Source organism: Natrinema hispanicum, from assembly GCF_900111485.1.
Lineage (GTDB): Archaea > Halobacteriota > Halobacteria > Halobacteriales > Natrialbaceae > Natrinema > Natrinema hispanicum_A.
In genome coordinates this window covers 1-21,731 of sequence record NZ_FOIC01000034.1, presented here as the reverse complement: position 1 = coordinate 21,731, position 21,731 = coordinate 1, and the positions used below count along the sequence as shown (strand labels likewise).

At 54.5% G+C, this 21,731-nt stretch carries 19 protein-coding genes and 3 pseudogenes; 12 read left to right on the top strand and 10 right to left on the bottom strand.

What is annotated here, in order from left to right:
- Window positions 1-278, bottom strand: a pseudogene (locus BSG09_RS17470) (IS5/IS1182 family transposase); the annotation flags it as partial.
- A gap of 104 nt (window positions 279-382) precedes the next feature.
- On the opposite strand from BSG09_RS17470, the gene BSG09_RS17465 reads away from it, so the two are divergent.
- The 4 genes from BSG09_RS17465 (at window position 383) to BSG09_RS17450 (ending at window position 2,403) form a co-directional block, all read left to right on the top strand.
- Window positions 383-628 carry an AbrB/MazE/SpoVT family DNA-binding domain-containing protein gene (locus BSG09_RS17465; RefSeq protein WP_092935386.1) on the top strand — a complete coding sequence of 82 codons (246 nt, stop codon included), beginning with the start codon at window positions 383-385 and terminating at the stop codon, window positions 626-628.
- Window positions 629-1,063, top strand: coding sequence for a PIN domain-containing protein (locus tag BSG09_RS17460; protein WP_092935384.1), 435 nt, complete (start codon window positions 629-631; stop codon window positions 1,061-1,063).
- A gap of 187 nt (window positions 1,064-1,250) precedes the next feature.
- The gene (locus BSG09_RS17455) at window positions 1,251-2,186 is read left to right on the top strand and encodes an ArdC-like ssDNA-binding domain-containing protein (RefSeq protein WP_092935382.1); all 936 of its coding nucleotides are present in this window, start codon (window positions 1,251-1,253) and stop codon (window positions 2,184-2,186) included.
- A complete protein-coding gene (locus BSG09_RS17450; RefSeq protein ID WP_092935380.1) occupies window positions 2,179-2,403 on the top strand; it encodes a HalOD1 output domain-containing protein in 225 nt (74 codons plus the stop codon). The genes BSG09_RS17455 and BSG09_RS17450 overlap by 8 nt, the downstream gene beginning before the upstream one ends.
- A gap of 251 nt (window positions 2,404-2,654) precedes the next feature.
- Here the strand turns inward: BSG09_RS17450 and BSG09_RS17445 are convergent, their stop codons facing one another.
- From BSG09_RS17445 to BSG09_RS17435, 3 genes are read right to left on the bottom strand one after another with little or no spacing between them, the layout of a single operon-like run.
- Window positions 2,655-3,668: a glutamate cyclase domain-containing protein gene (locus BSG09_RS17445; protein ID WP_092935378.1), complete on the bottom strand. Its 1,014-nt coding sequence runs from the start codon at window positions 3,666-3,668 to the stop codon at window positions 2,655-2,657.
- Between the two features lie 50 nt (window positions 3,669-3,718).
- Complete coding sequence (locus tag BSG09_RS17440) at window positions 3,719-4,078, bottom strand: PqqD family protein (RefSeq protein WP_092935376.1); 360 nt, start codon at window positions 4,076-4,078, stop codon at window positions 3,719-3,721.
- A complete protein-coding gene (locus BSG09_RS17435) occupies window positions 4,075-6,048 on the bottom strand; it encodes an OPT family oligopeptide transporter (RefSeq protein ID WP_092935374.1) in 1,974 nt (657 codons plus the stop codon). Before BSG09_RS17435 ends, BSG09_RS17440 begins: the two co-directional genes overlap by 4 nt.
- A 219-nt stretch (window positions 6,049-6,267) precedes the next feature.
- On the opposite strand from BSG09_RS17435, the gene BSG09_RS17430 reads away from it, so the two are divergent.
- Genes BSG09_RS17430 through BSG09_RS17420 form a run of 3 tightly spaced genes read left to right on the top strand, consistent with a single transcriptional unit; the run spans window position 6,268 to window position 8,737 of the window.
- The gene (locus tag BSG09_RS17430) at window positions 6,268-6,951 is read left to right on the top strand and encodes a potassium channel family protein (protein WP_092935372.1); all 684 of its coding nucleotides are present in this window, start codon (window positions 6,268-6,270) and stop codon (window positions 6,949-6,951) included.
- A complete protein-coding gene (locus BSG09_RS17425; RefSeq protein WP_223174785.1) occupies window positions 6,948-8,501 on the top strand; it encodes a TrkH family potassium uptake protein in 1,554 nt (517 codons plus the stop codon). Before BSG09_RS17430 ends, BSG09_RS17425 begins: the two co-directional genes overlap by 4 nt.
- Window positions 8,498-8,737 (top strand): DUF2177 family protein, encoded by a 240-nt coding sequence (locus tag BSG09_RS17420; protein ID WP_092935370.1) that lies wholly within the window; start codon window positions 8,498-8,500, stop codon window positions 8,735-8,737. Before BSG09_RS17425 ends, BSG09_RS17420 begins: the two co-directional genes overlap by 4 nt.
- Before the next feature lie 911 nt (window positions 8,738-9,648).
- On the opposite strand, the gene BSG09_RS17405 is transcribed toward BSG09_RS17420, so the two are convergent.
- The 3 genes from BSG09_RS17405 to BSG09_RS17395 all read right to left on the bottom strand — a co-directional run bounded on the left by BSG09_RS17405 (window position 9,649) and on the right by BSG09_RS17395 (window position 15,113).
- Window positions 9,649-12,135 carry an efflux RND transporter permease subunit gene (locus BSG09_RS17405; protein ID WP_092935364.1) on the bottom strand — a complete coding sequence of 829 codons (2,487 nt, stop codon included), beginning with the start codon at window positions 12,133-12,135 and terminating at the stop codon, window positions 9,649-9,651.
- A 951-nt stretch (window positions 12,136-13,086) separates the two neighbouring features.
- Window positions 13,087-13,647, bottom strand: a complete 561-nt coding sequence (locus tag BSG09_RS17400) for a TATA-box-binding protein (RefSeq protein WP_006183532.1) — start codon at window positions 13,645-13,647, stop codon at window positions 13,087-13,089.
- A gap of 389 nt (window positions 13,648-14,036) precedes the next feature.
- Complete coding sequence (locus BSG09_RS17395; RefSeq protein WP_092935362.1) at window positions 14,037-15,113, bottom strand: 2,3-butanediol dehydrogenase; 1,077 nt, start codon at window positions 15,111-15,113, stop codon at window positions 14,037-14,039.
- 361 nt (window positions 15,114-15,474) lie between these two features.
- Here BSG09_RS17395 and BSG09_RS17390 point away from each other — a divergent pair, with 361 nt between their 5' ends.
- Both BSG09_RS17390 and BSG09_RS21400 read left to right on the top strand, forming a co-directional pair.
- Entirely contained in the window at window positions 15,475-15,690 is a 216-nt protein-coding gene (locus BSG09_RS17390; protein ID WP_092935360.1) for a hypothetical protein, read from the top strand.
- Window positions 15,674-16,254, top strand: a pseudogene (locus BSG09_RS21400) (ArdC-like ssDNA-binding domain-containing protein); the annotation flags it as partial. The gene BSG09_RS17390 and the pseudogene BSG09_RS21400, both read left to right, overlap by 17 nt.
- Here the strand turns inward: BSG09_RS21400 and BSG09_RS17380 are convergent.
- From BSG09_RS17380 to BSG09_RS17370, 3 genes are all read right to left on the bottom strand, one after another.
- Window positions 16,245-17,285, bottom strand: coding sequence for a zinc-dependent alcohol dehydrogenase family protein (locus BSG09_RS17380; protein ID WP_092935358.1), 1,041 nt, complete (start codon window positions 17,283-17,285; stop codon window positions 16,245-16,247). The pseudogene BSG09_RS21400 and the gene BSG09_RS17380 overlap by 10 nt on opposite strands.
- 134 nt (window positions 17,286-17,419) lie before the next feature.
- Entirely contained in the window at window positions 17,420-18,094 is a 675-nt protein-coding gene (locus BSG09_RS17375) for a helix-turn-helix domain-containing protein (RefSeq protein WP_092935390.1), read from the bottom strand.
- Window positions 18,095-18,872: 778 nt separating this feature from the next.
- A complete protein-coding gene (locus BSG09_RS17370) occupies window positions 18,873-19,553 on the bottom strand; it encodes a type 1 glutamine amidotransferase domain-containing protein (protein WP_092935356.1) in 681 nt (226 codons plus the stop codon).
- Between the two features lie 462 nt (window positions 19,554-20,015).
- Between BSG09_RS17370 and BSG09_RS17365 the strand changes: the two genes are divergently transcribed.
- The 3 genes and pseudogenes from BSG09_RS17365 to BSG09_RS17355 all read left to right on the top strand — a co-directional run.
- The gene (locus tag BSG09_RS17365; RefSeq protein ID WP_092935388.1) at window positions 20,016-21,026 is read left to right on the top strand and encodes an NADP-dependent oxidoreductase; all 1,011 of its coding nucleotides are present in this window, start codon (window positions 20,016-20,018) and stop codon (window positions 21,024-21,026) included.
- A 245-nt stretch (window positions 21,027-21,271) separates the two neighbouring features.
- Window positions 21,272-21,427: a hypothetical protein gene (locus tag BSG09_RS20375; RefSeq protein WP_254799200.1), complete on the top strand. Its 156-nt coding sequence runs from the start codon at window positions 21,272-21,274 to the stop codon at window positions 21,425-21,427.
- A 69-nt stretch (window positions 21,428-21,496) separates the two neighbouring features.
- Window positions 21,497-21,731 (top strand): annotated as a pseudogene (locus BSG09_RS17355) (IS5/IS1182 family transposase); the annotation flags it as partial.

Here is a 21,731-nt window from a genome sequence, read left to right as displayed (position 1 = left end):
CACACCCACATTTTCAGCCGGTCGAACGACTTGTAGATCGTGCTGTAGTCGGGGAGGTTCTCTCGATCGAGACCGAGTACGTCACAAATCTCGGTCATGTACTTCAACCGATTCGGCGTTTCACGGTAGCTGTGACCTTCTTCGAGCCGAAAACAGTGTAGGACGACATGGACCCAGCGGGCGAACCCGCCGCTGGCGGGCTCGCCCGCGTGCTTCCCCAACGCTTGTTTGGCTAGGTCACGACACTGTTCAATGAAGTCGAGGATATCGATTTCCATAGGACAGAATCGAATTCCTCGGCTTCATCCTTCTAAGCCAGTGATATCGGCTGATTAGATCGATGTTCAACAGAGCATTCAGGACAAGTCTCATAGTGATAGATATGAGCAGTGAGAGGATCGACGCCGAAAGCAAGGTATCAGGAAATCAAGCGAACATCCCGGCACGGATTCGGCGTGAACTCGATATCGACGACGGTGATCAGCTCCGGTGGCATATCGAAGACGATGGGAGCGTTCGCATCCAAATCATCCAACAGCAAACAGGCACGTTCGCTGAATTCGATGGCTACGAGGGCGAGACGGATACCAACGTCACGACCGATCATGACGCTTGGGGCGTAGAGTAAATGCCACGCGCGCTCATCGATACAACGGTCCTCTTCGCAGCAACATACAGACGAGACAGTTCCCACGAAGCCGCGTTCCCGATACTCCATGGCATCGACGATGGGACCCTTCCAGAGGCAGTGGTCCTCGACTACGTCCTCGCAGAAACGCTCAACGGCTTTGTTACCCACGCTGGCCACGACGCAGCTGTCGACCTCCTTGATCGTATTGAGGAAAACGCTCGCTTCCATATCGACTCTCTCACTGCCGACGCTCTTGCGACGGGAAAAGCACTGTTCCGACAGCACGAACCACTGTCCTTCGTCGATAGTTGCATTATCGCGTATATGCAGACCGAGGGACTCGGTTATCTGTATGCGTTCGACAATGACTTTGATGCAGCAGAGGATGTTTATCGACTCGACACAGCTACGGACCCCTACGATCCCAACTGACGCCGACAGACGGGTGTGAATTGCTACCGGTCACTGTCTTCAGAAGAAACAAGACACTGGCGCTCACTGACTGACGACTCTCCAGCTGCTCGAGTCCGGCATATTTTGTGAGACCCCCTGATGGGCGGAGGTCTTCTCGAGTTCAGTTCGATTCGATCCGACACGACTCGAGAAGCAGTGATCAAACATGGCTACGAGCAGCAGCTCCCGGGAAACGTTCGATGATTCGGACACCCGGCACGACGAGATGCACAGTACGATCGAGGCATGGATCCAGGACCTCGTCAACGAAGTCGATGACGCCGTCTCGAGCGACCAGTTCACAGAGTGGTTGGACGTCCAGAGTCGGTTCCACGACTACTCGCACCGAAACACGCTGTTGATCAAACTCCAGTGTCCACACGCGACACGCGTTGCCGGCTATCGAACATGGCAAAACGAGTTTGACCGGCATGTGAAGGAAGGAGAGACAGCGATCTGGATCTGGGCACCCATCATTGCAAAGCAGTGTCCTGACTGTGGGAACTCCCCGTCGTACCACGAGCGCAGTGACTGTGAATACGATGAAACCCCTCCGGACAGCTGGGAAAAGGGACTCGTGGGCTTTCGGCCAGCACCCGTCTTCGATATCTCACAGACTGACGGCGAGCCACTGCCCGACCTCGAGACCGAAGCAAAGGGACAGGCCGACGAGTTAGTTCCCGCACTCCTCGAGGCAGCAGACTCACTCGAGGTGGACGTAGAGGTCGTGCCACCCCAGGACTGGTCGCATGGGAGTGCCAAGGGAATCTGCCAGTATCGACCAGCGGAACAGCCACGCGTCGCTGTCCGTGATCGCGAGAATGACGCTGATCTTGCCGTCACGCTCGTTCACGAGTACGCGCATGCGCTGTTACACAATGGCGTCGACGACGAGGCTGAACGATCGAAACGTGAGCTCGAGGCCGAAGCGGTCGGTTACATCGTTGGACGGCACTTCAAGTTGGATACCAGTGGGTCAGCGTTCTACCTCGCCGCGTGGCACGGTGACGAACCAGAGACGATCCTCGATCGGCTTGAGCGAATCAGTTCGACCGCCCAGGAGATCATCGACATCGTCAGCGAAGTGATCGACGATGAGTGATCAACCGCTTCTGCTTGAGATCATCACTGCACTCGAGGAACAGGGCCTCGATCGGGACGAGTACCAACTCCAGCGGGTGATCGACGTCGAAGCACTCGAGCGACTTGTAGACTCGATGGGTCCACAGACTGATATTGATCTCGAGATTCGGTTCTCGATTGGGGAGTTCCGTGTGATAGTGACACCATCCGATGTTGCCGTGATGAAGATGTCGTGAACCGCCTCGGGGTCAAGCCCCGAGGCACTCGCCTTGCACTGCCTGTAGAGTTCGTCAGCGGCTTGTCCGGTCGTCTCAGCTGAACTCGTCGCTCGTGAACTTGCGACGAAGATAGCAGCACCACACCCCGAAACCAGCACGCCAGCGATCAACGACGACGGTCTGGGGAGAATCCATGAGTTCCATCTCATCGTAGAAGCGGCTGTAATCAACACTGTGAAAAGACTTCTATGACGCCCTCTATAGTATAGCTATCGTCCGATTTCACTGCCACCGCGGGTATGAACAGATGAACGAAGGACCTCGCGAATCAGACGGAGCACTGATTCATGTGCATCCGGCGGCATCCCGTCACACCAGGCATTTGTTCCGCCTACGATCCCATCGATACTACCAGCCATCGATGCCTGAACAAGCATCCGACGCTCTACCTCGGGATCATGTAATACGGGGGTCTGCGTCACGTGTGAGAGACAGGCTGCGATCGCGTGCCCACCCCAATTCGAAACCGTTGCCGGAACCAAGAGATCCGTTTCAATGTCCGCTGCTGTCCCTGCTCCACAGCCACACTGACATTCGTCCCCGTACTGGATCTCATCTTCGACTGTTTCTTGAACAAGACCCATACCGACCTCATTTCCTGCGTCGCCGACAGAGACCGTCAACACATCAGCCGGAAGTCGACTGTAGAGTTCATCCACTTTGGCTGTCTGTTCGGTCACGTCGTATCCAGACATATTGTGGTAGACACCCTCCTTGTTTGGAGCGGCCTTCTCTACGGCGATGACCGCAGCGGGGTCAATCTCTGACAAGATTTCCTCGACATACTTCTGAGCCTTAGAGCGGTCAGCGGGGAATGGTTCGACCGAGACAGACCGTTTGTTATTGGATACTGCCTCTCGATCAAGAACACGGAGTTCACCAGCCGTTGCCGTTGCCTCACAAATATCGACAGCCGCAGGTTCACATGCAATGATCGGGTTTGCATCGAGAGCACTGTCGACAGCACGTGCAACAGAGACCGCTCCGAGTGGCCCATCTGTCTCCTGAACCATCGACGGCGGAATCAAAAAGCCAGTGAGCACAAGCACAGTATCCTCGGAATCGACAGCGTTATTGAGACGTTCAGCAGCCTGCATCGAAGGGTTGCTCCCTTGTTTTTCGCGAACTGCAGAGGAAATGGGATAAATCGTATCGCGACTCCCGATATCAGTCGTCGTTAGGTCATCGACAATCGTAGCCACGTTTTTTGTATTTTCTGGCATTATTATCCTGATTGAGTGGTGTTTAGTACTCTATAAAGACTTGTCAGCGGTCACTCGTCTGCTTGGTCGTCGAACTGGATTAGCTCTCGTTCCTCAAGTTGCATGAGGAAGTGAGCAAGCGTTTCGTTGACTGGTTCGACACGATCGGCGTCGTGTTCTTCGGCGACGATCGATGCGATCTCAGAGACGGTATGATTGCCGTCGCAGTGGCGCCAAACGGTCGTCCCGACTGGATCCAGCGTGAGTTCGCGTTCACGGCTTGTCCCGAAGAGATCGAACAGGAACTGGTCGAGTCGATTTCGTGGGGATTTCGTCCACGTGATCGTGACTCGTCGGTCGCCATCACTGATCGTTACTTCCCAGTCGTCCGTGGTTCGTGTCGGGATAGCATTCGGCGCATGCGTGCTCATGTATCGACCGTTTGGGGCCCGCGGAGGACACCGACAGTGAAGATTCCGACAAGGGCGACAAGAGCCACAACGCCAAGGATCGTCTGTGTTTCGGCGCCGAACCCTAATGGGAACGGGGCACCGCTGGCCGCGCCGATCTCGAGGATGTAGAGCGCGCCGATGACGATCCCCATGATCGCTTCGCCGGTGATCAGCCCAGCAGCGATAATCCGTCCCCGGTAGGTTGTATGTTCCTCGACGGTGCCGTCCTCGTCGTCGTTCCGCGCGACGTACCAGTCGATTCCAGCACGGAGCAGGCCGCCCAAGAAGATCGGCGTCGCGAGCGTGATCGGAAGGTAGATTCCGACTGCGAAAGGCAACACTGGGACGTCCATGAGGATCAAGACGATCGCAAAGACGGCGCCAATGAGGATCATCCCCCATTGGGCGGTTCCAGTGAGAACTCCTTCAGAGATCAGTGCCATCATCCCCGCCTGTGGTGCGGGAATTGTCTCGCTCCCAATGCCGTACGCCTGATGGAAGAAAGACAGTACCCAGCCCGCAAAGAGGGCAGAGATTGCGATCCCAATCATCTGTGCGATCTGCTGATTGCGTGGCGTCGCACCAAGAAGATAGCCGGTCTTCAGGTCTTGTGAGGTGTCGCCTGCGACTGCCGCAGCGATCGCGACGACTGAGGCCGTGACAAGTACCACGACAGGATCGGTCACGCCGGTCGACTTCAGTGCTAGCGCGGCGATCAGGATCGTCGCAACGGCCATCCCAGAGACGGGGTTCGACGAACTCCCCACAACCCCAACCAGATATGCGGAGACAGCAACGAAGAGAAAGGCGGCAACAACAGCGATGACCCCGCCCAACAGTCCGACTTGAACCTGTGGAATTGCGACCAACGCGAGCGCGATCACGGCAGCCCCGATAACGACGAGCTTCATCGGGAGATCTCGCTGCGTTCGCCGCTGTTGCTCCGTTGCAGTCGTCGCGGAGCCGCGAAGATCGGCCATGGCTGTTGCGAGCGCATCGCGGATCGTCCCGCTCATCGAAAGAATCGCATAGAACCCGCCGACGATCATCGCGCCTGCACCGACGTAGCGGATGTACTCGTCCCAGACTGCGTTCGCCTGCGTCATAAGCGTCGCGTCGGCGGCCGCCTCCGGAACGAAGCCGCCCGTAATGAGCAGCGGGATTAACATCATCCAGGCGATCAACCCGCCGCCGAACACGTAGCCAGCAATCTTTGGACCGATGATGTATCCCACGCCGATCAGTGCGGGAGTGAAATCGCCACCGATGGCGAATCCACGAGTCTGACCCGCCGAAAAGGCCGTCTGAATGGTCGTCTTGAACGCAGCCATCCCGCTAGCCAGCCACATATAGACGAAACTCACGAAAAAGCCAAGCGAGATGAGCTTTACGCCCCCCTCGCCCTGTGAGCCAGCTTCGAGAACGTCTGCACACGCAGTCCCCTCCGGATAGGGGAGTTCCTCGTGTTTGTCGACAATGAGATATCGACGCATCGGGATCATAAAGAGAATCCCAAGCAGTCCGCCCAGAACTGCGACCGCTGCGGTTCCGGCAATGTCGATGGGTTGATCAAGGAACGTGACGCCAGCGATCGTAAAGATCACGCCGGCTGCCAGCGCCTCGCCCGCGGACGTCATCGTCTGGACGATATTGTTCTCGAGGATCGTCCCGCCGATACCGGCGTTGCGAAGTGCGTAAAACACGCCCATGCTGATAACCGCAGCTGGGATCGAGGCGCTGATAGTCATTCCCGACCGCATCCCGAGATACATGTTCGCGGTCAACAGCACCACGTTGAGCGCAAGACCGATCAGGACTGCCTTGATCGTGAGTTCTGTGACGCTTTTCCCAGCGGGGACGGTTGGAGACGGGCCGTCTCTCGCTGTCTGTTCGTTCGCTGTGCGACTGTCGTTCGACGCGATTGTATCTTCCGATGGTCCGTGAGACATGTTCGAATCAGGCGGCCGTCCTCGTCACCCAGTGCCAAAAAACAACTTGAGTGTCACAACGGAGGGAATTTCCGTGGTGATGCACCGAGTTCGTGGGAAAGCGGTTCCGCGTTCAGGATTGGTGTAGTCAGTTGCAGCTATAAATACAGAGCGTTCTTCGGAAACGGATTGCTAGCCGGATAGGGCGACTTATGAGATTTAGATTGAAACGTTACAGTGATGCACTTCATTGTCGTCGGAGCAGGGAGCGTCGGCACTCTATTGGTAGATATCGCATCACGAACTCGAAACGACGTGGTAGTCATCGAGAACGACACGACGAGAGCGAACGAGATTGCCAACAAATACGATTGTCTGGTACTCAACGACGACGCTACGAAAGAAAAAATACTCGAGGAAGCAGGCGCTGACCGAGCTGACGCCCTCATCTCGACACTCGAGTTGGACGCGACGAACCTATTTGTCTGTCTGCTCGCGACCGAACTCGGGATTCCAACTGTTGTTTCTGTGCTACATCAGCCTGAACACCGAGAGCTGTTCCGCAAGATGGGTGTCAATGCGGTCAAAAGTCCTCACCAACTCGCCGCTGAATCACTGTATCGGACGGCACGACAGCCTGCGATTATCGACTACATGCCGGTTGAAGGCGATGCAGAAGTGTTCGAAATCGACGTCACAGAACAGGCTCCGATCGCGGGGCAGACTCTCAAGAAAGCTCGATCAGACGAGGTGATTCCTGACGATGTGCTTGTTGTCGCTATCGTCCGCGAGGACGGCAACGAGCCACAGATCGCTCGCCCGACAACAGCGATCGAACCCGGTGACCGGCTAACCGTCTACTCCGAACGTGGAACTAATCCAGCAGTGACGGATATCTTCGGGTTCTTTGACGATTATCAATGAGAAGTGACACGATCGCGCCTCTCGGACGGGATCTTGGCTGGATGCTTCGGGTTCTTGGTTGGCTGATTTTGGTATCGGTCGTCGTCCCGCTCGTCTGGGGGGAATACTACGCCATCCCAGGACTTGTGATCTCGGGGCTGGTACCGGTAGCGATTGGATGGGGACTCTCAACAGCGTTCGCTGATGCCGACAGTCCAGACAAACTGCATGGAATGATGATCGCCGCTACGGGCTGGTTCGCTATCGCAGTGTTCGGTTCGCTGCCGTTTCTCACGGTTGCCTGGATTGCGACACTTACGCCGGGTGGACTCGGACTTGCAACGCCACCCCTGACGGAGAGTCTCACCGTCTTCACGAACCCACTGAACGCGATCTTCGAGAGTATGAGTGGATTCACTGGAACAGGATTAACGATGGCCGAAGACGAGAGTACGCTCCCACGGACGCTACAGTGGTGGCGGAGTCTGATCCAGTGGGTCGGCGGTGTTGGTGTGATCGTGCTTACGACGGCAATCCTTGCTCGTCCCGGAAGCGGGTCGTTGACGCTGTACAAAAGCGAGGCGCGGTCGCAGAAGATTCATCCCAGTATCGTCTCGACGGTACAAACGATCTGGTGGATCTTCCTTCTGTTTACGTCACTCTCGATTCTGTTGCTCTGGCTGGCCGGGCTGCCACCGTGGCAGGCAATCAACCACGGTATGACCGCTATTTCAACCGGCGGATTCTCGGTTATCGACGGGTCGATCGGTGCATACGATAGCGTCGTCATCGAGGCTGTCTTGCTCCCGATTATGATTGCGGGCGGCATTGCATTTCCAGTCCACTATCTCGTACTTCAGGGGGACTTACGAGGACTTTATACGGATCTTCAGACGCGATGGTTGGCCGCAGTTCTCGTGGTTGGGTCGGTGTTTCTCTGGCTGTTGGTTTCGCCGGCGTACGATTCGGTCATGGAAGCGTTCCGATACGGCGTCTTCCAGTTCGTTTCAGCACTGACTGCCACAGGATTCCAGACGGCGACTGAACCGGCACCCCTCTCGCTGGCTGTCTGGCCCACAAGTGCCCTGCTCACGCTGGTGTTCGCGATGGTCGTTGGCGCAGCAGCCGGTTCCACCGCCGGCGGAATCAAACTCATTCGGCTGATAATGCTGGTGAAAGGGATCCGATTTCGCGTCTCCTATGTTTTCTATCCCGACAGTACTGTCCACCGACTTTGGATTGACGACCGGGTCCTCGACGAAGAAGAAGGTCCCCGGGAATTCGGAGAAGCAGCGATCATTGCTCTCCTCTGGTTTGTGTTCCTTGCAACGAGCCTGTTCGTTCTCCTGATGACTCTCCCGAGCGAGACCTATCCCCTGGAAATGATCCTCTTCGAAATCGCAAGTGCACAAGGGAACATCGGCCTTTCGGCCGGGATCACTGGCCCCGAGTCGTTACCGACGGCCGGCAAGCTTGCATTCATCCTGAATATGTGGATCGGCCGACTCGAGATTATCCCGATCCTTGTCACACTTCGAGCACTCTTCTGGCGAGGTGGCATCTACGAATGAGTCGGCGTCACTACCGAAGTCGACTCCTTACATGGGTACTAAACTCGGGTCCGGATGATCCAGTCTACAATCTCTATCTCATGCTTGGGCCGCTTCTGATTCTTTTCGTCGTCCTTGTCGGAAGGAATAGCATGACGTCGGTTCTTGTTGCCGGATACATCGTCGGATTCGTTGTCTACACGATTTACAACGTGTCCACGACTCTGGAACATCCTGACTGGGTGCAACATCCGTAACTACCAGCTATCAGGGTGTCATAGAAGAGTTTTCACGGTGTTTATTTCACATCTCTACAACTGAATTGGCCGTGAGAATTTGATTGCGAACTTACTGCTCTCCACCTGACTCACGAGTGTTCTTTATGTGCCCATATGCAATTAATAGTGCGAGTACTAACACACCCACTGTACTTTCAGTAGCGTATTGAAAACCGATTCCGAGTAAAAGCAGAACGTTCACCACTAACAGCAGGAGAATAGTGTCAAGACGTTTCTGGAGGGAAGATTCGTCCATAATGGCATACTCACAGTAGAAATGAAATATACCTGTTGGTGATTTGAACGGGATTAGTATTACTGTGTTGGCCTGTTCCTACTGCTGACTCGATCTCGTCCGTCCGACCCTACCTATCTTCTCGGACACACCGCTCACGGTAACTACAGCTGCGTACTTCGCGCCACGTATATTGTCGGTTCGCGGTTTTCACCAAAAGATAATGTAATACAAGCTATATATTGCTACTATGGCCCTGCTTAGCTCGCTCCGTGACGATCCGTACCTCCGTCGCCCAGCGGTAGCGTCCTTACTCCTGTTGACCGTTGTCTTACTCGGTGATCAAGTGTTGACCGTGGCGTTCGCCGATATCGGAGGCTCGGGATTGCCGGCATGGCTCCCACAGTCCGGAACTATCGGACAAACGGTAGCGTCCTATCTCCTCCTCTTCGATGTCCTCAAGTATATTGCACTTCCTGTTACCCTCCTGTGGCTCGCATACGCGTATGGACGACACAGAGCTACCGGACCCGCTAACTAAGCCCCCTGTAGTGAGCGGTTCCTGTGTAGGTGTGGGAAGTCTTCTATGACACCCTGACCAGCTATGGTAAACGGTGAGGTTCCATGGCTCCGCCGGGTTAGAATATTTGCTGGTTTATTGAGGAAGTAGTGCTGTCACCCGTTCGATTCCGGTTGCGTCAGACGCCACAACTCGATCCCACAAGAATAACGCAGGCGGGAGCGCAACGACGGATGCCGCAAACGAATAAAACACGCTCAACGCAATCAAGATTCCGAAGTCACCAAGAACGGGCGTAATCGCGAGCGTAAGCGCCCCGGTTCCAATCGATGTCGTGAGCATACTTCCAGTGAGCGCACCACCAGTCCTCGACAACGTCGTTGTAACCGCCGATAGCGTCTCCGGTTGATCATTGTATTCATCTACAAACCGATGGGTAAAGTGAACTGAATAATCGATCCCAAGTCCGATAGCGAACGAGAGAAGTAGCCCCGTTACGGCATTCAACGGCATATCGAGTAGCCGCATCGTGCCAAGCAGGGATGCAATAGCGATCCCTATCGGAAACACGTTGATCAGCCCAATCCCCGGTCTCTGCTCGAGGACGGAATAAATGATCACGAGGAATACTGTTGAGAGAATAAGAGCAAGTACCATGCCCTGAATCGACGACACGAAGAGAATGTCAGTGATCGCATTATAAATCAGGGGCGTTCCTGTAGCAGTTGCAGCATAGCGGAAGGAATCGGCGTGATCAGCACCATCCGCTGCGATTTCGTCCACCGTGGTCCCTGCTTCGATAGTGTACTCGATCTGTGCGGCTCGACGATCGGCAGCCAAGTACTGTCGTGCCTCTGGACCTGCTGACGAAGCGAACAGTTCGTCGTAGATCAGGTCGAGATTGCGGTCCGGAATTCCATTGTCATTCCGGTCGTTGCGGTCGATGAGAGCAGCGAACTCGGGGTCCTGTGCGGCATGAGATCGAATGACCGTGACGATACTCTGCGATTCTACCTGTTCGTCCGACCCGACAGCGAACGTACTCGGCGGATCATTGTCTGGTCTGGCCAGTGCCTCGAGCGCGTGATCCTCTTCGAACGGCCCTTCGACATATATTGTAACAGATTGATCCTGATCAGTCACAAACCGGTCTTCGAGTAAGTTGAGCGTCTCAGTAGCGGTGTACTCACCAGGGGCAAACGGTTCCGGTACGTGTTCGACGTACCACGCCTCGTCTTCTGGTGGCAGGAAGTCCTCCTGTTCAAACGTCGTTTCGACGCCGGTGCCGTATGCACCCATTCCAGCCCCGAATATCAAGAGAATAATAACCAAGATCACCGGAGCACGCCTTCCGACAGTCGCTGACACAGCCAAGAGACGACCAAGCGAGGACTCCTCGGAGGCGATCGGTGTCGAGTTGAACTCCGGAACGCCATATCGAGTCCGGAGGCGATCGGCCCGAAGCTTCACTGCAGGTAAAAAACCAGCAAAAATAACGAACGCAAAGACAATCCCGACAGCTGCTGTGAGTCCCATCTCCCGCATCGGCTCGAGGTCGGAGAAGAGGTTCGCGCCAAAGCCAAACATTGCGGTAGCGGTGACGATGGAAAAAGCGATCGAGAGCTGGTTTATCGAAGTACGCATTGCGGGGACCGGATCGCGGCCCGAAACCTTTTCCTCCCGATAGCGGTTGATGATGTGTATCCCGAAGTCGACTCCGACAGCCAACAACAGGACCGGAACGATAATCATCTCCTGCCCAAACGGGATGCCGGTATAGCCAAGGAATCCAAACGTCCAGACGATCGTCATTAGTAGCGCGATCAAGCCAAGCGCCAAATCAAATGGATCTCGATAGGCAATGGCGAGGAATCCTAAAAGCAGCGCCACGACGACGGGCATAACCATCACGAACGAATCGCCGATGACGTCCTCGAGTTCGGAGTCGACAAGTCCGCTCCCGAACGCCCGGAGGTCTGCCGGTTCATCCTCTGCCAGCGTGTTGATCGTCGTCAGAATGCCATCCATATCCTCGTCATCGAACTCGGACGGGACATCGTGTTTGATAACCGTTATCGACGCCGATGCCGATGCCTGGTTGCGGTTGAAATCCTCCGACACCAGCATCGAGAACTCACGACTCGCGCTTACCTCTTTGACCGCCTGTCGGATCTCCGTCTCTGTTGCTCGGTCGACTGCTCGGCGCTGTTCGGCCGGCGTTTCGGCGGCAGGATCAAGCGCCTGTGCGACCATCGTCGCAGGCCCATGCGCGGACTCCATTCTAAGATCCGGCCGATCATCGATCCGCTCAAGCAGGTAGAGCACGTGAAGGAGTGCTTCCTGAGTGAGGACATCGCTCCCGTCGTGTATCAGCTGTGTTGTCTCGCTATCGGTTGTGAACGGTCCTCCGAACTCCTCGTCGACAGCATCTTGTGCTTCTTTGACTTCGAGTCCCTCTGAATACCTGTCGCCCAGGTCTGTTTCCGTCTCAACCAACGGTATACCGGCGGCGAAAAGCGCAGTCCCGAGGAGAAACACGATAACAACTGCTCGAGGTCGGGAGACGATGAGTTCGGTAAGCTGTGAAATCGTCTCGTCAATCCGGTTTCCGATGCTAGTCATGGACAATTGATGATTTTACTCCGTCGACAGGATAGCCATTCTCAGGAGTATAAGTGGTCTTGATTGCAACGGAGGCCTGGTCGACACCTATACGGCGGCTCCACCTTCCCGAACCAACTAGACATGTTGATTCGACACGGCAAACCGGACAAGTGGTCACGGCTTCCAACGCCGTTGGACCTCCTGTATGCGGAAATAACCCTGCGACATCGGTCAGATACTGTTCGGCGACGGCAGAGCGAACACTCGGCGATGTCACCGGCATTATAGCGGCGGGAACCGGTCGGACCTTTCCCTGGTTCCTTCCCGACCATCTGTTTGCGCCTGAGCGAACAGAGAATTCGGCGCAGGCACCCGTACGAGCATGCGCTATTATTAAAATTATTTGACCAAAACGCTTTCGATCATATCGCAAGCGGGCCTGGAGTCATTGACGTCTTCATCCACGTTTCACGTGGGGTGGAAGTCAAGGACCTGCGATACATCCAGCCATGGGAGATATAATTCTGTATCTCTGCTAGAAAAGATGAAAAGGTGGTGAAACAGCTCTGTTGAAACCCTCAACAGGTAATAAGAAGAGCGCGTTGAATACAGAGGATGAGTGCAGCAGTACGATCTCGTTTGTTTCACACCGGAACCAGCGAACTATCCACTCACTACAGGTGCGAATCTAACGCTGATACTTCTATCAGATTCCGGTTATATTGGTAGATCTATGATGAATTACTCAGTACAGTCCGTAGACTTAGTTATCATGGTCAGCAACTGCGTTTTCCTGTCGGTGGTACTCCAGTGAAGTGAAGTGATATTTAACTAGCTCTGGAATACCTGTCTAACGGTACTTCTTTTCCATTTTTGATTACTCAAATTATGGCTTCCTCAACGTACAAATCCAAGTGTCGTTATCTAAACAACTGCGGCAACTGACGAACGGACGTGGATCGAGATCAGTCAGTCTAACAGGCCAAGTTCATCGAGACGTGACGAGATAACGTCGAGTGCGCGGCCAGCATCCGCCGGTTCTTTTGCTCCTGTGACGACGACTTTGCCGCTACCGAAGATAAGGGTGACCACGTTGGGGTCGTCCATGCGATAGACCAGACCCGGGAATTGCTCGGGTTCGTATTCGATGTTTTCGAGACCGAAGCCGATGGCGATGGCGTTTAGATTGACTGCAGATCCGAGGTCGCCACTCGAAACGATATTTTGGATAGTGATTTCTGGATTAGATGGAACGTCGATACCTAGGCCACGGAGTTCATCGAATACAATGTTGAGACTTTCGTAGACGTCGTCGGTGCTTTTCGCACCCGTGCAAACGATCTTGCCCGACCGGAAGATCAGTGCGGCGGATTTCGGGTTCTGGGTCCGGTAAACTGCCCCGGGGAACCTCTCTTGGTCGTAGTCCGTTCCGTCGAGGTCTTCGGCGACCGCCTCGAGGTTGAGTTCCCGATCCACTCCAGTTGAAGCGACAACATTCTCTATCGTGGGAGAGTGTTCCGAAGTGATCATGCTTATATGGAGAATAAGCATTTAAATGCGAAATAGGTGCTGATCTCTATGGGACCACTACGTGACGAAATATTCATTCAGCTTCTATTTTAACCCTCTGTATCTTCGAATACAAGGAAAAAGTATCGGCTGTGTCCTGTGTTTAAATTGCATTAGGTAAGTATGGGAATATAGGTTCGTTATTTAGCACGTAGTTTATGGTAATTATCGTATATTTTGATTGTCTCTCTGCTATCTTCTTGACCTATACTTACCGATCACTCCCCTTCCCAGATCGGCTCTCAGCCTGTGCCGCATTCGCGCTTTGCGCTCTGTATCCGGCAAGGTCGCCAAAACCTATCACCGAATGAGGGTTTCAACAAGGCCGGTGAAGCTACAACACTGACCGATTACAGCTCGACGAGAATCTTCACTGCTTCTCGCTCCGGACTAAGAAGCGCCTCAAACCCATCTTCAACAACATTCTCTAGTTTAATTCGACTGCTGATCAGTGCTTCTGGATCAAGGTCTTCCGATTCGAACATACCGATGACCGCACCGAATTCCTCGTCTGACTGTGGACCTCCTTCATAAGCGAGCGTCCCACTGAGTGTCCGCTCACCCATAACGAATTCATTCGGATTTAGTTCTACGGTCTCTTCGAAGATGCTGACGATCGTGATGTTCCCACTAGGAGCGGTCGACGCGATTGCATCCTGAACTGTCTGCTCAATCCCTGCGGCTTCAAACGCCACATCAACGCCACCATCAGTCTGCTCAGTAATGTATTCAGCTGCGTCAGTCTCAATCGGGTTAATTGTCTTATCTGCTCCAACTTCAGATGCGAGGTGACGCCGTGAATCCTGCGGTTCAACACCGTAGATCGTACCCGCGCCAGCTGCCTGCAGCACCTGAATCACCGTCAGGCCAATTGGACCTGTTCCATAGACAGCAACTGAATCACCAGCAGAGAAATCACTGGTCTGGACTGCATGAAATCCAACACTGAACGGCTCGACAAGAGCGCCGTATTCTGTAGGGATTGAGTCTGGAAGCGTGATTGCTTTCTCTTCAGGAACGACAACTTCCTCAGAGAGCCCACCGCCACCACCAGAAAGACCAATGAATCCACCCGACTCGCAGAGGTGATAATTCCCTGCTTCACAGTGCTGGCACTCATCACAGTAAATGATCGGGTTCACTGCGACGTGATCGCCAACAGAAATATTGCTCACTCCTTCGCCCACTTCTGTCACTTCGCCCGCAAACTCGTGACCCATCGGAATCGGAAGCTCTTCACCCGTTACCGGGTTTGGCTCTCCTTCATCAGGGATGAAAATCGGACCTGCCGTATACTCGTGAAGATCCGAACCGCAGATCCCACATGCTTCCACGGCAACACGGACTTCATTTGCAGCAGGTCCTTCTGGCTCTTCAATATCTTCGACACGAACATCTTCCTGTTCATAATAAACTGCTGCTCTCATTACGGAGTTACCTTACTGCCCTCTGTGGATAATAGTTTGGTTGAATCAGGCTCTGTTGAAATCCTCAGTAGTCACACATATTGCAATGGGTACGGTCAATACACGAGACCAAGCGATCGGATAACGAGTCAAAATGGAGTAGTATGCCGCTCGTCGATGGTTTATTATTTATTATATTAGATATATAATAATTTGGAAGAGGTGAGAATATATGGGTTTTGAGCGGTTAAATAGGAATGGTACTCCCGAACAGCGGACTGAATAAGAACTCAGCCGATTAGTCGGACAGAATCATCGCAGCGGTGATCAACTCCACACACTCGACAGCGAACATGACGCCGCAGACGTGGGACAGCAGTGTGTGGGCCACCACGTAGACGAAGGACGTGAGCGAAGCAGTCGTGCTGGCCAGCCAGAACTGCTGGACCCGTCGAACATGGAGCATCTCGAGCAACCGCTGTTCCTGTTCGAGTCTGGCGTCTTTTGTAAGAGCCCTGAATGGCTGGAGGTCGTCTCGAGTTCGATTGAATTCGATTCGACTCGAGAAGCAGTGATCGAATATGGCTACGAGCAGTAGCTTCCGGGAACCGTTCGACGATTCGGACACCCGGCACGATGAGATGCACAGGACGATCGAGGCGTGGGTCTAGGACCTCGTCAATGAGGTTGGTGACGCTTTTTCGAGCGAGCAGTTCACAGAGTGGTTAGTCATCCAGAGTCGCTTCCAGGACTACTCGCACCGAAACACGCTGTTGATCAAACTTCAGTGTCCAGAGGCAACGCGCGTTGCCGGCTACCGAACGTGGCAAAGCGAGTTTAACCGACACGTCAAGGAAGAGGAGACGGCAAGCTGGATCTGGGCACCCATCATCGCGAAGCAGTATCCCGACTGTGGGAACTCTCCATCGTACCCAGAGCGCAGTGACTGTGAGTATGATGATACCCCGGACAGTTGGGGGAAAAGGGCCTCATGTGCTTTCGGCACGCGGCTGTCTTCGATATTTCGCAGACTGACGGCGAACCACTGCCCGACCTCGAGATCAAAGCGAGAGGTGATGCTGACGAGTTAGTCCCCGCACTGCTTGAGACAACAGACACACTCGAGGTAGACATAGAGGTGGGGTCAGAGCTCTACTGGTCGACTTTCACCAAGACCTTGATTGCGTCTCGCTCGTCCATCGCCTCATATCCCTCGGGAACACTGTCGAGATCGACGATCTTCGTAAAGATCGGCGACGGATCAAGGGTACCCTGCAGTACGTCTTCCATGAGTTCCTCGGCATATGCCCGGACTGGTGCAGGGCCACCGGTGAACGACGCGTTGCTGAGGAACAGCGGCTGAAGGAACGACGGGTCCTCAACGTGCGGGACGCCGACGTATCCGATATTGCCACCGGGGCGAACCACACCGGCAGCCGTCTCCAGCGAGGATTCCGCGCCGACGCATTCGAGGACGTGATTCGCGCCACCGTACGTGAGTTCCTGGACTTCCTCGATGGCTTCTTCGCCGCGGCTGGCGACAGTTTCTGTCGCGCCGAGTTCCTCGGCAAGCTCAAGACGGTCCTCGTGGTGACCGACCGCGATAATGCGCTCTGCACCAAGCCGCTTGGAGGCGAGGACAGCACAGAGCCCGACAGCACCGTCGCCGATAACGACAGCCGTGTCACCGGCCTGGACGTCCGCACAGACGGCGGCGTGGTGGCCCGTACACATCACGTCTGTCAGCGGGAGGAGTGCTTCGAGCGTGTCCTCGTCGTCGGCGTACCTGTCAGGGACACGGACAAGCGTACCGTCAGCCTGCGGCGCGCGGAGTTTCTCACCCTGCGCGCCGCGACCTTCACCGCCCCAGAAGCTGCCGTTCGGGCACGACGTGTGGAGTCCCTTGCGACAGAACTCGCACTCGCCACAGCTGGTAGAGAACGGAGCAAACACACGGTCGCCAGGTTCGACCGACCGGACGTCGTCACCGACTTCCTCGACGATACCCATCGGTTCGTGACCAACAGGTTCACCTTCTTCCTTCTCCTCCTCACCGCGGTAGAACCAGAGGTCGGAGCCGCAGACGGCGGTGTGTGTAACGCGGATGATAGCATCTGTCGGTTCCTCGACCGACGGATCGGGTCTGTCTTCGATACGGATGTCGCCGGGACCGCGATAGACTGCTGCCTTCATAATCGTATACAGTCTACTGTGCAGCCCAAGACTGGATATCGCTGATGCTATCCAGATAGGACGTTTAAATAGCACCAGAAATTTCCTCTCTTCCAGACAAAAAACCGTTCAGAATTCACTCAGCAATTTCGTGACTATCTGGAGATTGTGTCTACTGAAACCGGTGAGTCAAGCGAGGAAGTAATAAGTTGCCGTTCCCCACGGCGGAGGAGATTCGATAGCGACGGTTGTGAGATACCGAGTTCCTCGGCAAGCTCTTCGGCTGTGACCTGGCGCGGGCTCTCATAGTAGCCACGGGAGATAGCGAGTGTGAGAGCCTCTCGTTGCCGGTCAGTCAATCCATGTTGGGGCGAATCGTCAGCAGTCGATGGTTCGGAAGTAATGGAGATGAGATCAAGAGAGATACTGTGACTCTCGCAGCTCTTTTGGAATTCGTTGAAGGCCTCATACGTCTTGAACACCTTCGTTTCGTGCCATCCTTCAGTAGTGATGGTAGTCGGTTCTAACTGAGCTCCTTCGAAATCGGGGGCAAGCGCCTGTGATACTGACTCCTCCAGTTCAACGACGAGCTTGTAGATCGTCTTCTCACTTGTTTCTCCCACTGAATCAGCCTCCACAACTTCTTCGAGAGCCAGCAGGTCGTTTTTGGAGATGTCATCGTCGTGATTAAATTGAACGGTGAACTCCTGCACATCCGGTTGGAGACAGAGCGCGTGAATACACTCTATTTCGTCGGGTTGCAGTGTCTTCGGAATACTGACAAGCGGAAGAAAAGGCGACTGGAGGACGAACTCGGTAGTAATAGCCATCATATAGAAATGCGCTATCTGGGCAGTTAATCTTCTGGATCCACTCAGGTGACCTCCTCCTCGCCGTAAACGGAGAGGGATCGAAGATCCCTCGGGCAGTCGGGCTACGCCCGACGACGGCGAGGCTTCCCACGGCACCGCACCGCTGGGTTGGGATATTTGCTGGTTTACGACTCGTCGGTATGACGGGCCGATGGCGGGGCCACACCGCCGTTACTCCTATCCCCGGCACGGGGACTCGGAGTTATCTTGGTGATCGAGACACCACAGCGGTTCGAAATGGGAGTCTCGAACGTTCTGGGTCTCGGAGTCCCGATATTGTCCGATTAGGTGGGCGGACGTGCCGCCTCGGTGTATGTCATACTATACCTCGACTGAACTTAAATACCCGTATTGCTACCGAACAGGGACTGTGTAAGCGTTGTCAGATTCACGCCCGGTCGTCAGACTACGTCTGGCGGGCAATCAGAAATCGAAGATTTCTGATGACGGCGTAAACGCCGGGATTCTCTCCTTGAAGAAAGATAGAGATAACGGCTGGTTGGTGGTTCGAGAGACCAAAGATTTCTCATCATCACGAAAGGCGCTTGCGCCTTTCGAACGACACAGCCAGCGGTTCGCCTGCTCGACTGTAGCGAGAGCAATTTCGCCCCGCGAGAACAGGTCACGAACCGCGAACCGTAATCTCCCACCTACGGTCGGGAATCTCCACCTCAGCGAGGCCCGAATAGGTGCGAGCAGGGCGGAGAGGATATTAATTATCGAAGGATGTTCCGCCTCAAAGTTCCGACAAAAGCGTGTCAGCTGCAGCACTGGAAGACAGGGGACCGCGGGCAGTAATCAAGTCGCCGTCAACGATAACGTTCTCCTCGGCGTCAGGATCAGCATCCCAATTGGCACCAGCAGCCCGCACTTCATCTTCAACCCAATAGGGGAGCTTACGCCCATCTGGCAAGCGGTCATTCTCGTCAACGAGGTCTTCCTCCCAGGCGTTAGGGAATCCGGTCACATCTCGGTCTGCGACTAGATAGTCACCGTCACTGGTTCGCGTGAACGCCATTAGTCCAGCAGCGTGACAGACAACTAATGCCTTGCCGTCGTCACCTTCGACTGCATCGCGCAGGAGCGCGCGAGCGTGACTGTCGGTGTTGATATCCCACATTGTCCCGTGTCCACCCGGGAACACCACTACATCGTAGTTCGTTGAGTCGACGCTGGCAATTGGCTCGGGATTCTGAATTCCTTCGTACCCCTCGTGGAGGTCTTGAGCGAGTTCTGCTGCCTCCTCGGTGACGAAAGCATTGTCGGGATTCAGTGAGGTCTCATCGATGACCGGTTTCGATCCCGATGGAGTCGCGATGTCAATATCAAAGTCCTTGTTTCTGAGTTCGTCAAGTGGATTCGCGCATTCTTCGCCCCAATAACCTTCTTCACTGATAACAAACAGAGCAGATGGCATCGATGTCGTGTAGAGGTCTGGAACAGAAAAGCCACCGGGTAGTATTGTGTATTGCCGCTACATTATTCCCGTAGCCAACGCGGCTCCTGAAATCCACTCACAAGCACTCTTACCGAGCCATACGATTACTTATCACGGAACTACTGACGTACACTCATTTCGAGAAAACACAACACATAACAATATTATCTGGCACCCTGGTTATCGCCAGTCGTAAGTTAGTGGCCGGGGCTCGAGTGCCTCGAGACGCTGCTCTATCGCCATGAGCACCGTCAAATACACCTCAGGTGCCGCCAGAAGTTGATTCGACAACTACTATCCGGTTCGTAGTAACTTCTAGCTTTCAACTGGTGAGTGTCGACTGCGTGACCGTATTCACATACTTTTACCTGGGTGAATCTGCCGTTCCGGTAGGTGTTGCTGGGATCGAAATTGACTCTATCTGTGTACCGAATGGCAGGTGTGCGAAATTCAAACCGCGAGTGGATATTCGCTGAACGTCCCGAGGGCGAACCGGACATGGACAGTTTCGAACTCCGCGAGCGCGACATTCCGGACCCGAAATTCGGGCAACTCCTTGTCCGCGTTCGCTACCTCTCAGTTGATCCGTATATGCGAGGGCGGATGCGGGATACCGAATCGTACGCGGAACCGTGGGAGGTTGGCGACGTAATGCACGGCGCCGTTGTTGGTGAGGTCGTCGAAAGTAAGAGCGACGCCTACGACGCTGGCGATCTTGTGACAGGAAACGGAACCTGGGCGGACTACAGTCTCCTTGATGCCGATAGCGTCATGCCCGTTGACCCCAATGTGGCAGACCTACCTGCGTACCTCGGCGTGCTCGGAATGCCGGGCCGAACAGCGTACTTTGGACTGCTTGAAGTTGGTGACCCTAATCCAGGAGATACAGTTGTCGTCTCTGGAGCGGCCGGCGCAGTCGGCTCCGTTGTCGGGCAGATTGCGAAGATGAGTGGCTGTCGCGTTGTTGGATTTGCTGGCTCCGAGGCGAAAGTCGAGTGGCTTACCGAGGAACTCGGCTTCGATACTGCGATCAACTACAAAGAAGTTGATGATTACGAGGCAGCACTGGATGATGCTGCACCAGGTGGCATTGATGTCTACTTCGACAACGTCGGAGGTCCGATCACGGATGCGGTGTTTACAAAACTGAAGCTTGACGCCCGCGTCGCCGTCTGCGGGCAAATTGCCCACTATAACGACGAGGAAGTGGCGACGGGGCCACGGAAGCTTACACAGCTCATCGCAACGCGAGCAAAAGTGCAGGGACTACTCGTCGCTGACTATGCCACTCGATTCGAGGAAGCGAGCGAACAACTTGGCGAGTGGGTTGCGACCGGCGACATCGCGCATCGTGAGACCGTCGTCTCCGGACTCGAAAACGCACCCGACGCATTCCTCGGATTGTTCTCCGGAGACAATATCGGAAAACAGGTTGTCAAGATATCCGATTGATATCTTCGACCCTCTAAAGCGCGGAGATGGTGTCAACCTCGCCTACTTTCGCTCGGTGGTTGCACTTTGGCTCGAGACATCTCAACAGATCGTAAACGGCAGGGTACTTTCCTTGTAGAAAGATAGTTCGCTCAACCGATAGAGTTGAAGCGAAAGACCTCGGTTGCCCATGACCGTCTTCGGGTCCGAGTTGCCGAGACGCGCGCAATGGTTGATGTCTGTCCGTCTCCAGTGATCAGTATCCCATGCGCCACGTCGAGATTTCGCTCCGACCGGAGACGCGCGAACCAGTCTTAGAGGTACTTGACTCGGAACGGATTGACTACACAGTCGTTCCGACCGACGACAGCAGCGAGTACGAATCCCTCGTATCATTCATGCTCTGTTGCAGCGTCGAATAGCACCAGTTTCAGCCTTGTTCTCGGCTGATTTCCGTGAGGCTTGTGGGGAATTGGACGCCGTCTGTCGATATGAGGTCGAAAAGACCGATCATACGGCAGTGTAAGAATCTTGCCAAACAGCACGTCGATAACCCTGACGAACCCGCTGCGCCGGACGGCGCCAGCGGGTTCGCCGAGTGGGCTCAGATCGCGTTTATCCTCTTGCATGCAGAACTCGACAAAGATTTCCGAGAGACTGAAGCATGGTTCAATGACTCCAGAGCCATCCGTGAAGAGCTTAACATCGACAAATCGCCGGATCACA